The organism is Streptomyces triticirhizae (assembly GCF_003696235.1).
GTDB lineage: Bacteria > Actinomycetota > Actinomycetes > Streptomycetales > Streptomycetaceae > Streptomyces > Streptomyces triticirhizae.
Map to the genome: position 1 here is coordinate 1 of NZ_RFFJ01000054.1, position 15,822 is coordinate 15,822.

Annotated in this window: 10 protein-coding genes and 1 pseudogene; 2 read left to right on the forward strand and 9 right to left on the reverse strand. The window is 70.7% G+C overall.

What is annotated here, in order from left to right:
• Positions 1-481: 481 nt before the first annotated feature.
• Entirely contained in the window at positions 482-1,699 is a 1,218-nt protein-coding gene (locus EBN88_RS12305; RefSeq protein WP_122183891.1) for a trypsin-like serine peptidase, read from the forward strand.
• A gap of 139 nt (positions 1,700-1,838) precedes the next feature.
• Here EBN88_RS12305 and panD read toward each other — a convergent pair whose 3' ends face one another.
• From panD to EBN88_RS12330, 5 genes are all read right to left on the reverse strand, one after another.
• Positions 1,839-2,261 carry an aspartate 1-decarboxylase gene (panD, locus tag EBN88_RS12310; protein ID WP_122183892.1) on the reverse strand — a complete coding sequence of 141 codons (423 nt, stop codon included), beginning with the start codon at positions 2,259-2,261 and terminating at the stop codon, positions 1,839-1,841.
• Positions 2,262-2,469: 208 nt separating this feature from the next.
• Entirely contained in the window at positions 2,470-4,728 is a 2,259-nt protein-coding gene (locus EBN88_RS12315; protein WP_158621360.1) for an ATP-binding protein, read from the reverse strand.
• 358 nt (positions 4,729-5,086) lie between these two features.
• The gene (locus tag EBN88_RS12320; protein ID WP_158621361.1) at positions 5,087-6,706 is read right to left on the reverse strand and encodes a LuxR family transcriptional regulator; all 1,620 of its coding nucleotides are present in this window, start codon (positions 6,704-6,706) and stop codon (positions 5,087-5,089) included.
• Between the two features lie 426 nt (positions 6,707-7,132).
• The gene (locus tag EBN88_RS12325; RefSeq protein WP_122183895.1) at positions 7,133-7,759 is read right to left on the reverse strand and encodes a TetR/AcrR family transcriptional regulator; all 627 of its coding nucleotides are present in this window, start codon (positions 7,757-7,759) and stop codon (positions 7,133-7,135) included.
• A gap of 228 nt (positions 7,760-7,987) precedes the next feature.
• Positions 7,988-8,506 (reverse strand): pyridoxamine 5'-phosphate oxidase family protein, encoded by a 519-nt coding sequence (locus tag EBN88_RS12330; protein WP_122183896.1) that lies wholly within the window; start codon positions 8,504-8,506, stop codon positions 7,988-7,990.
• A 502-nt stretch (positions 8,507-9,008) separates the two neighbouring features.
• On the opposite strand from EBN88_RS12330, the gene EBN88_RS12335 reads away from it, so the two are divergent.
• The gene (locus EBN88_RS12335; RefSeq protein ID WP_122183897.1) at positions 9,009-10,199 is read left to right on the forward strand and encodes a cytochrome P450; all 1,191 of its coding nucleotides are present in this window, start codon (positions 9,009-9,011) and stop codon (positions 10,197-10,199) included.
• Between the two features lie 83 nt (positions 10,200-10,282).
• Here EBN88_RS12335 and EBN88_RS12340 read toward each other — a convergent pair whose 3' ends face one another.
• The 4 genes and pseudogenes from EBN88_RS12340 to EBN88_RS32805 form a co-directional block, all read right to left on the reverse strand.
• On the reverse strand, positions 10,283-10,645 hold the full coding sequence (locus EBN88_RS12340; RefSeq protein ID WP_122183898.1) for a nuclear transport factor 2 family protein: 363 nt from the start codon (positions 10,643-10,645) through the stop codon (positions 10,283-10,285).
• Positions 10,646-10,732: 87 nt separating this feature from the next.
• Positions 10,733-11,941, reverse strand: a complete 1,209-nt coding sequence (locus EBN88_RS12345; protein WP_122183899.1) for a cytochrome P450 family protein — start codon at positions 11,939-11,941, stop codon at positions 10,733-10,735.
• Positions 11,942-11,946: 5 nt separating this feature from the next.
• Entirely contained in the window at positions 11,947-15,792 is a 3,846-nt protein-coding gene (locus EBN88_RS12350; protein WP_456114800.1) for a type I polyketide synthase, read from the reverse strand.
• Positions 15,772-15,822 (reverse strand): annotated as a pseudogene (locus EBN88_RS32805) (polyketide synthase docking domain-containing protein); the annotation flags it as partial. The pseudogene EBN88_RS32805 and the gene EBN88_RS12350, both read right to left, overlap by 21 nt.

The window sequence follows — 15,822 nt, forward strand, 5'->3', positions numbered from 1 at the left end:
TCGCACGGCCGTTCGCCGCCGCCGGCCGGGCCGGGCGCGCCGGCCGGTGCTCGGCGCGGGGCGTCGTCGGGGGCGTGGCGCACCTGACGGGGCACCGCCGGCTCCGCGAGCCCGGCGGGGGCCGACCGCGTCGACTCCTGCTGTGGGCCTCGCTCGGGACGGGGGCGTGCGTTCATCCGGGTGCGGCGCGGCGTCCCCGGCGTCAACCGGGCGGGCGCGCCTTCCTCCTTCGTGCGGACTCTCGGGCTCCGTCGGGGAGTTGACTGGCGCGGCGGCGTACCGCCATCCGTAGTAACGACCGAGTGCCCCGGGGATCACGGGCGGGCAACGGTTTTCTTGGCCGGAAGCCCTCGGAGCGCCGTCGGGAACCGGGGACCCGGCTGATGCCGTCCAGATGGTCACCGGCATAGTTGGGGGGCGCCTGCCCGTCAGGTGGACTGCCTAGCCAAGCGAAGAACCACTGCTTCAGGGGGATTGACCCATGTCACCGATACGCCGACGGAGTTCGCGTCGTCGCATCGCGCTGGCGGCGACGGGGATGGCCGCGTGCCTGGCCCTGACCGCCACCGCGTGCAACGGCGACGACGACTCGGGCGACAGCGCGTTGCCCAGCGAGGAGGCGACGCCCGACGAGAACCGCGAACTCCAGGACCTGATAGACAACCTGCCGTTCGAGTTCGACCTGGACGCCTGGTTGGAGGGCGGCTGGGAGGACTGGGACCAGGACACCTGGCTGCGCGAGATCGGCGACTTCGTCAACCCCATCATCGAGGGTCTGTGGGACGCCGACCGGATGGGCGACGCCCAGGACCCGGACCAGTCGATCGACGACGGCCAGATCGACGAGGACGCCAACGCGCCCGACGCCGACGACCCGATGGACGACCGTGGCATCACGGACATGGAGCCGATGCCCGTCGAGGCCGAGCAGGTCCCGACCCCGTACACGGAGAACGGCGCCCCGATCGGCAAGGTGTTCTTCGACAGCCCGGAGGGCCCGATGGTCTGCTCCGGCACCGTCGTCAAGGACCCGAGGCGGCCCGGCCAGTCCAACCTGGTGGCCACGGCCGGTCACTGCGTCCACGCGGGCGTGGGCGGCGGCTGGTACCGGAACCTGAGCTTCGTCCCCGCCTACAACAACGAGGGCCTGCCGGCGGAGGAGGCGGAGAACGACGCCAACGCCGACTCGGTCTACCCGTACGGCATCTACTGGGCCAACTACGTGTCGACGACCCAGTACTGGATCGACAACGGCACCACCACCGGCGGCGAGGGCGCGCACGGCGACTTCGCGGTGATGCAGGTGGAGCCGGAGGACGGCAGCGGGCGTTCCCTTGAGGAGACCGTCGGCTCGGCCGTGGACATCAACTTCGAGGCCCCGGCGGTCTCCGGGCTGGGGAACGTGACGCTCTACGGCTTCCCGGCCGCCGACCCGTACGACGGCGTGCTGATGTACCGCTGCACCGACACCCCGGGCCGGCTGTCGATCGACCCGACCATGCCCGTCCTGTACTGGGCCGGCTGCACCATGACCGGCGGCTCGTCCGGCGGCCCGTGGCTGCGGCAGGGCGAGGGCGGCGAGGCCGAGCTGGTCTCGGTCAACTCGATCGGCCCGCTCCAGAGCACGTGGCTGGCCGGCCCCCGACTCGACACCGAGGCGCGGGACGTGTTCGAGCATGTGAGTTCCCAGGGCGGCTAGGCACCCGGAGTTCGGGTCAGTCCCTGACGAGGGGCCGGCGGCGCCACGGTGGCGTCGCCGGCCCCTCGGTGGTTGTCGTGGGTGGTTGTCGTTCGGGAACGTGTCGCCCGTCGTCGGTCGGGAGCGCGGGTGCCGGGGCTCAGGCGCGGGCGGTGCTCAGCGGGCCGCGCCGGGTGTCGCTGCCGGGGACCGGCTCGGAGGGGTCGGAGCCGAGGGCGACCACGCGGTTGCGCTCGTCGACGTGGACGACGGTGGGCCGCAGCGAGCGGGCCTCGGCGTCGTCGACCTGGGCGTAGCTGATCAGGATGACCAGGTCGCCGGGCTTGACCAGGTGCGCGGCCGCGCCGTTGATCCCTATCACGCCCGAGCCGCGCCGGCCCTCGATGACATAGGTCTCCAGGCGGCTGCCGTTGTCGATGTCGACGATGTGCACCAGCTCGCCGGGGAGCAGGTCGGCGGCCTCCATGAGGTCCGCGTCGACGGTCACCGAGCCGACGTAGTGCAGGTCGGCCTCTGTCACCGTGGCTCGGTGAATCTTCGACTTGAACATGGTTCGCAACATCGGTGCACTCCTGACAGTAGGCTCCCTGCCTGCGTTCGTGCAGGTCAAGGGCTCTTCCCATACCCTACAACCCGTCGCGTGCCCGAGAGCTTCCGCTGCCCGGGCACCCCGTCGTAAGAGCCGGAATCAGGGTACGCAATGCCCTCCCGGGGGCCCGCGTGACGAGTGCCACAGCAACGGCGCCCCCGGGCTGTGCGCTCCGGGTGGATCAGGTGGTCACCACCGTCCGGGCCCAGGCCGCGACCTGGGCCCTGGACCGGAGTTCCAACGTGTCCCGCAGGCGGCAGAGGTCGGCGACCACCGTCCGGGAGGAGACGCCGAGGCGGCTGGCGATCTGGCGGTTGGTGAGCCCCTCGGCGACGAGCAGGGCGATGGTGCGCTGCCGGGGCGGGAGTTGGGATTCGACGGGGTCCCTGGTGGGCTGCTCGGGCCAGGGCTCACCCAGGGCGAACGCGTGGGCACGGTGCGGGGTCATCTCCTCCGCCGTGGTGCGTGCGGCGGCCAGGTCCACCAGCTCCGCTCCCGAGATCGCGTCGTCGCAGACCCGCTCCACCCAGTCGTCGAGCCACGCCCGCTCCACGACGGGGGAGCGCCGCCGCAGGCTTCGGGCGGACTCCCGCAGGCGCATCGCCTGGGGGAGCGCGCCCTGGAGGGCCCTGATCGCGGCGAGGCGGCTCAACGGGCGGTGGAGCAGGGCGGCTTCGGGCGGTATCAGGGAGAGCGCCGCGAGGGTGCACGCCTCGGCGTCCACGACGCGGTCGCCGGTCAGCGCGATGTCCGCCGCCGTGTTGAGGGCGTGCGCCGTGGCCAGCGCGTGGGGGGTGTCGGACGCGGCCAGGCTGTGCAGGGCGCCGGAGATCAGGAGGCCGGCGCCCTCCGGGTCGCCGGCGGCCATGCTGGTGGTGGCCAGGTGTTCCAGGCAGGCGGCGGCGTTGAGGGTGTCGTCGGTGCCGACCAGGCCGAGCGCGGTGCGGGCGTGGGTGGTCGCGGCGGTGAAGTCGCGGTTGTGGCGTTCGCAGGTGGCCAGTTCGATCAGGGCGCGGCCGTGGATGGTGCCGTCGTCGAGGCCGTCGGCCCGGCCCACGGCCCGGGCGGCCAGGCCCTGGGCCTCCATGACCCGGCCCTGGAGACGTGTGCAGGTCGCCATCTCGATGAGGAGCACGGTCTGGTCGGACGCGGGTGCGGACTGGCGCAGGGCGCGGGTCGCGAGGTGGCGGAAGGTGGCCTCGTCTCCCCTGGTGCACAGGGTGCGGGCCGCCGCCGCGACCAGCAGCGCGTTGCGGGTGTCGTTCCGGCGGTCGGCCCACTCGATCGTCGCCCAGAGGTAGCCGTGCAGCTGGTCGAGTTCGGGGTCTTCGACCTGGGCGTGCGCGAGCGGCCCGATGCGCCGGGTCGCCGGGTGGAATCTGGCCAGCAGCCAGTCGGCCAGCCGTCCCCAGGTCTCGTCCGTCTCGCCCGCGTCGGCGAGGCGTTCGGCCGCGTAGCGGCGCAGGGATCGGAACTGGTGGAACTCCACCCCGTGGGGCGAGTCCAGTTCGGTGGTGAGCAGCGACTTGGCCTGGAGGCCCGACAGCAGGTCGGTGAGGCCGCTGTCGGAGTCGGCCGCCAGGCCGGCGACCGCGCCGGCGGGGGCGAGGCCGAAGGGCCCGTCGAGCACGGAGAGTCGGCGGAAGAGGGCCTGTTCGGCCGGGTCGAGCGCCGCGTAGCTGGCGTCGAAGACGGCTCGTTGGCTGCTGTGGCGGTCGCTCGCCGTGCGGCTGGCCACCGTGAGGAAGGCGGTCGACTCGCGGACGCGGGTGAGGAGTTCGACGACGCTGAGCATCCCGACCCAGCGGGCGGCGAACTCGATGGAGAGGGGCAGACCGTCGAGTTCCGCGCAGAGTTCGGCGATGGCGGTGGCGTTGGCCTGGCTGAGGACGAAGTTCGGGTTGCTGGACGAGGCCCGTTCGACGAAGAGCTGGGCCGCGTCGTAGCGCAGCAGCTCCCGGTGGCCGGCGTTCCGGTCGGCGGGCTCGGGAACGGCTAACGGGCCGACGCCGACGACGACCTCGCCGGGGATGCGCAGCGCCTCGCGGCTGGTGACCCGGACGCACAGGTCGGGCCGGTTCATGAGGAGGTTCTCGACCAGGAACGCCGCCTCGTCCACGCGCTGTTCGCAGTTGTCGAGGACCAGGAGGATCTTCTGGTCGCCGGGGAGCGTCCCCGGCGGGCGTGGCCCGCCGGGTGTCGCGTCGAGGACCTCGCCGACCAGGGGTTCGAGCCCGGTGCCCGACTCCAGGCGGTCCACGTCGATCCACAGGACGCGGTCGGGGTTGCCGGTGTGTTCGGACTCGATGTGCCGGGCCGCGAGTCTGCTCTTGCCGGCGCCCGGCGCGCCCGTGAGGGTCACCAGGGGGTGGTCGCGCAGGGTCCGCAGCTGTTCCAACTCCTTCGTCCGGCCGATGAAGCGGTCCAGGTGCAACGGCACGCTGAGGGGCTTGGGGGCCCATCGGCGGTGGGCGCCCATCGGCTGGCCCGCCGGTGTGCGGCGGGTGGCGAGCCGCTGTCGGTAGGCTCGCTGGCGGCAGGCGTTGGAGCAGTATCGCTGACGGCGTTGTGCCTGTGGCGTTGCGGCCACCGCGATACGCGACTCGCAAATGGTGCAGTACACGGCGGTTTGCAGCATCGTTCCCTGCTCTCCCCGGGAATGGACAGGAAGTCGTCACGGAAGTCGGCTCGTCGGGCGGCTGAGGCCCTGGTGGGGGGTGCTCCTCGGTGGGGGACCCGGTGCCGCGACCCTGTGTGGCGCGGTCGTTGGTGGACGCGAGGTGTCCGGACGCGAAGTGTCAGGACGCCTTGGTGTGGGCGGCGATCCAGGCCGCGAGCTGGGTCCGGGATCTGATGCCGAGCTTCGCGTAGATCCGTTTGATGTGGGAGGACACCGTGCTCTCCGCGATGTGCAGGTAGGCGGAGATCTGGCGGTTGGACAGTCCCTTGGCGACCTGGACCGCCACCTCGTGTTCGCGGTAGGTGAGGGCCGTCGGCTCGGGCACGAGGGAGCGGTCGCCGCGTTCGACCGCGTAGTCGATGAGCTGTTGGGGGGTCAGGCCCCGGGCTCGTTCCTCGGTGTCCCAGGCGTCGGCCTCGTCGAGTTGGGCGAGGGACGCGGCCCTCGCCTCGTCCAGGTTGCGCGACCACCACTCGGGGACCCGGGTCGAGGCCCGTCCGGTGTCGCGCAGTTGGGCGGTGGCGGCGAGGAGCGCCACGCAGCGGCGGGCCTGGCCACGGGCGGCGGCCACCAGGGCGAGCCCCTCGATGGGGTAGCAGATGCTCGGGTCGTTGGCGACGAAGATGCCGAGGGAGGACACCATGAAGGACTCCGCGGCGTCGATCCGACCGCTGGCGAGTTCGATGGCGCCCAGGACGTAGCGGTAGCTCGCCCGTTGGAAGGGGTTGGCCTCGGCCTCGAACCGTTCGGTGGTGACCGACACGGCGTCGGCGGCCTCCTGGAACTTGCCGAGGCCGACGAGGAACATCGCGTACATGTGGGAGCACACGGCGAGGCTGAACTCGTCGTCGAGCCGTCGCGCGAGGTCCATGGACTCCACGAAGTAGCGCTGGGCGGCTTCGTAGTCGTGGACGGCCGCGTAGGCGTTGGCGAGCGAGTTCAGCGCGCGCACCATGGAGGAGTCCTGTCTGGCCTCGCGGGCGGACTGGACGGCCTCGTACATGGTCTGGAGGATGCGCTGGGGGTTGTCGTCGACCTCGGAGAACCACAGGCCGTGGACGAGGAGGTCGCTGCGGTAGGGCGATCGCGCGTCGCGGGTGAGGGCCCGCTGGATGAGCTGTCTGCCTTCGTGCTGGCGATCGGTGTGCAGCCACAGGCTGGCCAGCAGGGCGGCCAGGATGTCGTGGCGGTGGTCGTCCCGGGTGTGGTTCCAGGTGAACTCCACGGCGATGGCGAGGTAGTTGACCCGCACGGCGAACCACTCGTTCTCCGCCCTCGACAACATGCAGACGTGGGTGAGCCGTTCGGCGCGCGACCACAGCCAGGCGACGAGTGCCCGGTGGGCCGGGAAGTAGTCCTGGTTCTCCCTGAGGCGCTCGATGCCGTAGGCGACGGCGGCTTCGGACTGCCGGAAGTAGATCTTCTCGGAGTCGCTCTGCCGGCGGCGGATGAGTGCTCTGTGCTCCAGCATGTTCAGCGCGTCCAGCACGGATTCGTCGCTCAGATTCCGGTCGACGCAGACCGCGACCACCGCTTCGGGGTCGAACTCCGTGCCCAGCACGGCTATTCGGCTCATCACGGTTCTTTCGCGGTGGCTGAGCTTGCTGTAGCACCAGTCGAGAGCGAGGTTCATCGGGTCGGTGCGGGACTTCCCGCCCCGGTCGCCTCGGCTCCGCCGTCCCACGGCGTTGGCGAGGGCCAGGAGTTCCTCGTGCGTTTCTCTCAGTCGTGACGGCATGATCTGTGTCGCGACGAGTTCTATCGCCGGGAGGTGGTTCCCGAGGATTTCGCACAGCCGGGCGCCGTGGCGCACTTCCTCGTAGCTGGGCCAGAATTCCGGCCCGCGGCCGAAGAGGGCGGCCACGAGGAGCGACACAGCTCTTCTGTTGCTGCTGTCGGAACGGTCTGCTTCCTGAAGCCAGCCGCCGCCCCGTCGTCCGGGAGCTGTATCGTCCCTTGTGGCACCATCGCCAGCCCAACCCATACCAACCCCCGTATTCGCCAACCTGTTTCATGTGCGTGGTCATTCACCAGGCGGTCTTGGCGCGCACCGTCTCGTGAGGTTCGGCCCCTGTGTGCGGTCGTGGGGCGATTCTGTCAGCAACTCCGCCGAGGGCGTTGCCGGTCACATTGCCAGAAACCCTGTCGGAACTCCGTCAGCGGCTCAGGAGGGCGACGACTCCGCGCGGGTGCGCAAACCTTCGAGCAGGAGTTCGAGCAGCTGGTCGGCATGCCGCTCCCCGTCCGGGGCCCGCTGGGCGGCGGACGCGATGGTGTGCGCGAAGGTGAGGAGGTCGTCGGCCCTGAGGTCGGGACGGATGCCACCGTCGGCCTGGGCCCGGGCGAGCAGAGGCGTGGACGCACCCTCCAGGGCCAGGTGGCACTGGTTCAGAAAGACTTCGGAGACGGTGGAACGCTGGCCGGCGGCGAGCGCGGCGGCGAGGCCCCTGCGCATGGTCAGCCTGATCAGCTTGCGCAGCCAGGCGGTGAACGCCTGCGTCGACTCCGGTTCCGCCAGCAGGCTCTCCGCCTCCTGGCACAGCACCTCGATGCGCTCCCAGAAGACCGCGGCCATGAGGGCGTCGCGGTTGGGGAAGTGGCGGTAGAGCGTCCCCGAGCCCAGCCCGGCGCGACGGACCACGTCGTCGAGGGGGACGTCGGTCCCCTGCTCGTCGAAGAGTTCGTCGGCGGCGGCGACCAGGCGGTCGTAGTTGCGTCGCGCGTCCGCCCGGGAGGGGCGGGTCGGGGTGAACGGCGGAGCGACGGGCCGGGCAGGTCCGGTGGCCGGCATCGGCGCCTCCTGTTCTGAAAATCGGAGATCCGTCCCCGTATCATACTCTCCTAAGCGGGGAGATGCCCCCGATTTCTTCACCGGGGGCGCCCGGCGTGGTCGGTCGGGGTGGGAGCCGCACCCCTGGACGTGGCACGCGCAGAGCCTCCGGACCGGCGCGGCCTGTGGGCCGCGCCCGCCGGAGGCACTTCACTCTGCGCTGTGTCTCGTCTTCTGCCTCGGCGCGTTCTAGGCCGGGAAGTCCCAGCGCGTCGCCGTGTCGAACTGGGGGGCTATCCAGCCGAGGACCTTGGTCGGGGTGATCTTGAAGCCGGGGCCGCCGTAGCCCTCCAGCGTGTAGACGCCCTCGTCCGTGGCGTTCGTGCTGTGGTTGTAGCGCTCCTTGTAGCCGTCGGAGATGCGCTGGAGGTTCTCCTTGCCGAAGAGGCGGTCGCAGCGCCCCTCGACGATCACGACCTCCTCACCGCTCTCCGTGTGGAGCACGACCTCCCGGTCGGCCTCGATGTAGGGGACCGAACGGTTGGTGGTCGAGAACCAGAAGCCGCCGTCCTGCCAGAAGCCCCAGACCGGCCGAACGTGCGGTCGGCCCTCCAGCGCGTTGGTCGCGATCCAGAACGTCGTGGCCTCCCGCAGCCTCTTGTGAGCCCATTCCCATTCGAGGAGCGGCCCCGAGGCATAGTGACTGAAAATCCATCCCGGTTTCGCCTCGGGAACGATGTCCTTGTGCACAAGCTCTGGCGTCGCCATCTATTACGCTCCTCCATGCTCTGCGGACGGATGCCGCTCGGTCCGGGTTCAACCCTAGCCAGGCGCCGCCTCCTGCCGACAACCCCTAAGAATCCACAGCAGGACGGGGCGGCGGGCGGGCCTTTACATATCCACGAAATCCCGATAGGACTTTCCCGGGGTCAAGGGAGCGGATCGAATTCCCGGGACCATGTGTGCGGCACCCCCCTTGTGCCCGCCTGATGTCCCCGCACCCCCATCCCCCGGCCGGCCCGGCGTTCCCCCACGCCGGGCCGGCCTTCTGGCGCGGCCGCCCGTCGGGCGGTGGCGTCCCGCGCGGCGCCACACACCAACTCCAACTCCCCCTTACCGCAGGGCCGTTGCGCGGTTTCCTAGGGGTTGCCGATCCCCCGCGTCGGCATAACCTGACAGACAGAACGTCAACAGGGCCTAAACCCGCTCCACTTTCCCCCCGTCGAGGACGTATTCCGCACAGCGCGATGCGCGCCTGGAGGAATCTTTCATGGTCGCTGAACCCATCAAGTACCCGCTCGAGGAAGACGGCCCGCCCCGGCTGAACCCCGTATACGCCGAGCTGCGCGAGAAATGTCCCGTCTCCAGGGCGCAGATGCCGTATGGCGAAGAGGCGTGGTTCACCACGAAGTACAGCGATTTCAAGGCCGCCATGACGGACCCCCGGCTCAGCCGCGCCCTCGCGCACGAGAGCGACGAGCCCCGGGTGTTCCCGATCATGCCGGACATCAACATCATGCGGATGGACCCGCCGGAGCACGGCCGGCTGCGCAAGGTCGTCGCGCGCGGCTTCACCGAGCGCCGGACCATGCAACTGCGCCCGCAGATCCAGCAGATCGTGGACGAGTTGCTGGACGCGATGGAGGACGCGGGGCCGCCGGCCAACCTGGTGACCGCGTTCGGCACCCCGCTGCCGGCCATCGTGATCGCGCTGATCCTGGGCGTCCCCGTCGAGGACAGGCCGCTGTTCACCGAGTGGTCCAAGGCCATGATCGCCACGACGTCGATGCCGCCGGAGCAGATCCAGGACTACCTCCAGAAGCAGCACGACTATGTGAGTCAGATGGTCGAGGACCGGATCAAGCATCCGCGCGAGGACCTGATCAGCGACCTCACCGCCGCCTACCAGGCCGACGACAGCATCACCAAGGAGGAGCTGGTCGGCCTCGGCATGTTCCTGCTCGCGACCGGGCACGGCAGCACCGCCAACCAGATCTCGTACGGAACGTATGTCCTCATGACGTTCCCCGAGGAGATGGCCAGGCTGGCCGCTGACCCGAGCCTCGCCAAGACGGCGGTGGACGAGCTGCTGCGCTACGCCGTCAACGACGAGGCGGCCATCTTCTCCCGCTACGCGAAGGAGGACGTCGAGGTCGGCGGTCAGGTCGTGCGCGCCGGCGAGGCGATCCTGCCGTGCCGCGTCGCGGCCAACTACGACCCCGAGGTCTTCGAGGAGCCCGAGCGGCTGAACATCGCCCGGCACCCCAACCCCCATGTGACGTTCGGCGCCGGGCCGCACTACTGCCCCGGGGCGGGGCTGTCCCGGGCGCAGATGCAGATCGCGTTCGAGTCGCTCTTCCGCCGCTTCCCCAACCTCCAGCCCGCGATGCCGCTGGAGGACCTCCAGTGGAAGGGCGGGCAGCTCAACCGCATGTTCGACGAGCTGCTGGTGACCTGGTGAGAAGCCGCTGACAGAGCGTCCCCCAGGAGAGCGCCCCGGCCGAAGCGGCCGGGGCGCTCTCCTCGTCTGTTCGCCCTGCCTGGTTACGCCTTCCGGAACACGTCCTTGACCAGGATCTTCCCGTCGCGCAGGGTGAAGAGATCGATGCCCCGCTCGATGACGTCGCCGCCGATCTTGCGCAACGACCACTCGACGATGGCCTGTTCGCCGTTGGTCAGGAAGACGGGCTTCTCGAAGACGCCCTCCAGGCCCTGGGCGGTGATCTGGTGGGACAGCTCGTTCATCTTCTCGATGTGCTCGCGTATCTCCTGCTTGTTGAGGGTGGTGCCGGGGCCGTCGCCCTCCGGCAGAATCCACACGCCGTCGTCGGCGAAGCACTCCCACGCCCCGTCGAGGTCTTCCTTGGCGCCGAGTTCGAAGAAGCGGCTCACCACGTTGTCGGCCATCTGCCGTCGCTCCCTTGTCAGGTTGGTGTTGCGGGTTGGGGTCGGAGAGGGGTCGGGCGGTACGGGGGTACCGGGTCGCTGCGGGGGTCAGCTCAGTCGGACGGGGAGGCGCTCCAGCGTGCGGAACTGGAGGCTGTCGCGCCAGCGCAGCGACTCCTCGTCGACCGCCAACGACCAGGTCGGGAACCGGGCCAGCAGCCGGCTGAGCGCTATCTCGCCCTCCATCCGGGCCAGCGGCGCGCCCAGGCAGTGGTGGATGCCGTGCCCGAAGGCGAGGTGGCTGTTGGCGGTGCGGGTGGTGTCGAGCGCGTCGGGCTCACGGAAACGGGCGCCGTCGCGGTTGGCGGCCGCCAGGGAGATGAAGACAATGTCGTCCCGGGGGATGGTCAGTCCTTCGACCTCGACCGGTTCCAGGGTGTAACGGACCGTGGCAAGGTTGAGCGGGCTCTCGTAGCGGAGGAACTCCTCGACGGCGGCCGGGATGGCGCGAGGCTGGGCCCGCAGCCGCGCCTGCTGCTCGGGGTCCTGGAGCAGCGCGTAGACCGAGTTGCTGAGCATACTCGCCGTGGTCTCGTAGCCCGCGTTCATCACCAGGAAGATGGTGGACAACAACTCGCCATCGTCGAGCCGCTGTTGGCCGTCGTCGGCCTGGAGCAGCGCGCTGACCAGATCGTCACCTGGCGTCTCGCGCTTGTACGCGATGAAGTCCCGCAGGTAGGCGCTGGCCGCGACATGGGCCGCCATCTTGTCCTGCATGGTCGCGGTGACGCTGGTGAGGGTGGCGTTCCAGGAACGGAAGTCGTCGCGCTGCTCGCCGGGGATGCCGAGCAGTTCGCCGATGACGGTGATCGGCAGCGGCAGCGACAGCGCGTCCACCAGGTCGACGTCCTTGCCCGGCGGGATGGCGTCGAGCAGCCGGTCGGTGGCCCGTTCGATCCGGGGCCGCAACTGCTGGACGCGGCGCATGGTGAACGCCTTGCCCATGATGCGCCGCAGCCGGGTGTGGTCCGGCGGGTCGCTGAAGAGCATACTTTTGAAGTTGGCGAGCTGTACGGGTTCGGCGCTGACCTTGTTGCGCTCGACGATGCGCGGCAGCTCCCCCGCGTCCTTGGACAGCCGGGGGTCGGCCAGCAGCGAACGGGCCGCCTCGTAACGGGTCACCACCCAGGCGTGCAACTCGGTGGTGAGCGTCTTCACCACGACCCGGTGGGCCGGCGCCTCGGTCCGCATCGCCTGATAGACCGCATAGGGCTCCTGGGCGAACTCCGGGCTCAGCAAGTCCACCACGCTTGACATTCCGCTCACGCGGTTCCCTCCTCTTTCATCCTGTGGCTCCCTTGGTCGGCCAGCCAGCGCAGGACCGGACGGGCGGTCGACGCGGCGGACTCCTGGATCATGGACAGATGGTCGGCGGCCGCCACCTCGACGGCGGAGTGCGGAACGGGCCAGGCCGGCCGCAGGTGCGCGGCCACGGGCTGCCCCGCGCGGGGGCCGGCGGGCACCTGGCGTTCCGCCGTGAGCTGCAACGTCGGCGCCTGCGCCGCGACCGGGCGCCAGTCAGCGAAGAGCCTCAGATAGCGGGCCATCGCGGTGAGTTGTGCCTCGGTGATGCGTCCGAACCGTTCCGGGTCGATCGTGTGGTCGCCGCCCAGCAGGGTCTGTTGGACGTCGGCGAGCCCCTCGCTGCCCGGCAGATGGGAGTCCAGCAGCACCACACCGCGCACGCTCTCCCCGGCGCCGGCCAGCCGCTCGGCGACGGCCTGGGCGACCCAGCCGCCGGAGGAGTAGCCGACCAGGACCGCGTCCCGGCCGTCGGCGCAGCGGCGCGCCGCCTCGGCCCGTTCGGCGATGAGCGCGTCGAGCGAGGCCGGCAGCGGCTCCCCCTCCTCGAACCCCGGGTGCGGCAGCACCGAGAGGGGGTAGGCGTCGCGGAACGGGGCCGCGAAGCGGGCGAACTGGAAGGCGTTCGAGGGCGCGACCACCGAGGGGAAGCAGATGAGGGCGGGGGCCGCCGGATCGTCGGTGCGGCTGAACGGAACGGGGGCGGCGACCGGACGGCCCGTGGCGCCCTCCGCCCTCATGTCCCTGAGCCTGGCCGCCGACTCCAGGACGTCGAGTCCCGCCTCCATCCGCCCCTCGGCGCAGGCCGCCCGGAAGAGCTGGCGCAGCCCGTGTTCGGCGCCGTCGCGATCGTGCGCGCCGCTGTGCTGGGGCGGCAGCGCGGCGGGCTCGTCGAGGTCGAGGAGGTGGAGGAGGTGCTTGGCGAGGAGCCTGGGCGCCGGGTGGCCGAAGAGGTCGTCGGGCGCCAGGGGCAGGCCGGTCGCCGCCTTGAGGCGTTGGCACAGCTCCACCACGGTCAGGGAGTCGAATCCCAGCTCCGCGAAGAGCCCGTCCGGGTGCACCTCCTCGTCCGGCGCGTAGTCCAGGACGGCCGCGACCTCGGCGCACACTCCCGACAGCAGCGCGGCCTCCCACTCCTCGCGCGGCACGCCCCCGAGACGCTGCCGCAGCGGGAAGACGCCCTCCGGCGGGGAGTCGCCGTCGTCCGACGTGGCGGCGCGGCTCGCCTCGGGCGCGAGGGAGGGCCGAACGCCGTCGATCCAGTAGCGCCTGCGTTGGAAGGCGTAGGTGGGCAGGTCGACGGTCCGGGCGCCGGAACCCTCGTAGAGCGCCGGCCAGTTGACGCCCGCGCCCGTCGTCCACAGGCGCGCGAGCGCGGTGACGGCGGTCTTCGGCTCCTCGCGGTTGCGGCGCAACATCGGGACGCAGCCCGGGACCAGGGAGGACAGGGCCGCGTCGGGGCCAACCTCGACGAAACGCGAAACGCCCAGTTCGGTGGCGGCCTGGACGCCGTCGTGGAAACGCACCGCATCCCGGACATGCCGCACCCAGTACTCGGGGTTGGTCACATCCGAGACCATCGGCACCGCCGGCTCGTTGAACGTGACGCTCGCGAGAACCTGGCGGAAGCCGTCCAGCATCGGGTCCATGAGAGAGGAATGGAAGGCATGGCTGACCTTCAGCCGCTTCACCTTCCGCCCCTCGGCCTCGAACCGGGCGGCGACCTCCAACACCGCCGCCTCCTCACCCGAAACAACCACGGCCTCGGGGCCGTTGACCGCCGCGAGCGAGACCCGCTCGGAGAGCAGTTCGGACACGGCTGATTCCGACACGCCCAGCGCGACCATCGCCCCGCCGGCAGGGAGCTGTCCCATCAACCGGCCGCGTGCCGCCACCACCTTCGCGGCGTCCTCCAGCGACCACACCCCCGCCACATACGCCGCAGCCAACTCACCGATCGAGTGACCGATGAGGGCGTCCGGGGTCAGGCCCCAGGACTCCAACAGCCGGAACAGCGCCACCTCACACGCGAAGATCGCCGGCTGCGCCCACGCCGTGTCATCCAACCTCTCCGCCGGGCCTTCGAACATCACCTCCCGCAACGCACCATCAAACCCAGCACACACCTCATCCAAAGCCGAAGCGAACACCGGATACGCGGCATACAACTCCCGCCCCATCCCAACGCGTTGCGAACCCTGACCCGAGAAGACAAAGCCGGTACCGCCGGTTGACGCGACACCCCGCGCCACCTCACGGCCGTCCACCAACACCGCCCGGTGCTCAAACGCCGAGCGGGTGGCGGCCAACGACCAGCCGACATCCACCGCGTTCTCGGTGACACACCGCTCCAGGCCGGCCAGTTGGCCCTCCAGCGCCTCCGGCGAACGCCCGGAGACCACCCACGGCACCACCGGCAACGACCCCGGCGCCGGCAACGCCTCCTCCGCCGGCGCCTCCTCGACGATCACATGCGCGTTGGTGCCACTCGCCCCGAACGCCGACACGCCGGCCCGCCGAACCCGCCCCTCCCCCGGGGCCCACTCCCGCGACTCCCGCAGCAGTTCCACCGCGCCCGAGGCCCAGTCCACCTGCGGGGTCGGCTCATCCACATGCAGGGTGCGCGGCAGCACGCCGTTGCGCAGCGCCATCACCATCTTGATCACACCCGCCACGCCGGCAGCCGCCTGCGCATGGCCGATGTTGGACTTCAACGAACCGAGCCACAGCGGCCGTTCCGCCTCCCGCCCCTGCCCATAGGTCGCCAGCAACGCCTGGGCCTCGATCGGGTCGCCCAGCTTCGTTCCCGTGCCGTGCGCCTCCACCGCGTCGACATCCGAGGCGGTCAGCCCGGCGCTGGCGAGTGCCTGGCGGATGACGCGCTGCTGTGAGGGGCCGTTCGGCGCGGACAGCCCGTTGCTCGCGCCGTCCTGGTTGACCGCGCTCCCCCGCAGCACCGCCAACACCCGATGCCCCAACCGCCGGGCATCCGAAAGCCGTTCCACCACCAACACGCCCACGCCGTCGGAGAATCCGGTGCCGTCGGCGTCGGCCGAGAAGGCGCGGCAGCGGCCGTCGGGAGACAGGCCGCGCTGTCGGCTGAAGACCTGCAACATGCCGGGGGTCGCCATGACGGTGGCGCCGCCGGCCAGGGCCAGCGAGCACTCGCCGGCGCGCAGCGCCTGCACCGCCAGATGCAGCGCCACCAACGACGAGGAACACGCCGTGTCCACCGTCACCGCAGGACCCTCAAGACCGAACGTGTAGGAGATCCGACCGCTCACGACGCTGCCGACGTTCGCGGTCAGAAAGTAGCCCTCCATGCCCTCCGGGCTGCTTTTCAGCAGCTCGCCGTAGTCCTGCATACTGTTGCCGAGGAACACGCCGGTGCGGCTGCCGCGCAGCCGTTGCGGGTCGAGGCCCGCGCGTTCCAGCGCCTCCCACGAGGTCTCCAGGAGGAGCCGCTGTTGCGGGTCCATCGCCTGGGCCTCGCGCGGGGAGATCCCGAAGAAGCGGGGGTCGAACTCGGCCGCGCCGCGCAGGAATCCGCCTTCCCTGGCGTAGACGGTGCCCCATCTGTCGGGGTCCGGGTCGTAGAGCCCGTCCAGGTCCCAGCCCCGGTCGGTGGGGAACTCCGAGATGGCGTCGGTGCCCTCGGCCACCAACCGCCACAGCGCCTCGGGCGAGTCGGCCGCACCCGGGTAGCGGCAGGCCATGCCGACGATCGCGACGGGCTCGGCGGTGCGGGACTCCAGCTCACGGATGCGCTTGCGCGCCTGGACCAGGTCGGCGGCGACCCACTTCAGGTAGTCGCGGAGCTTGGCCTCGGTGTCCAT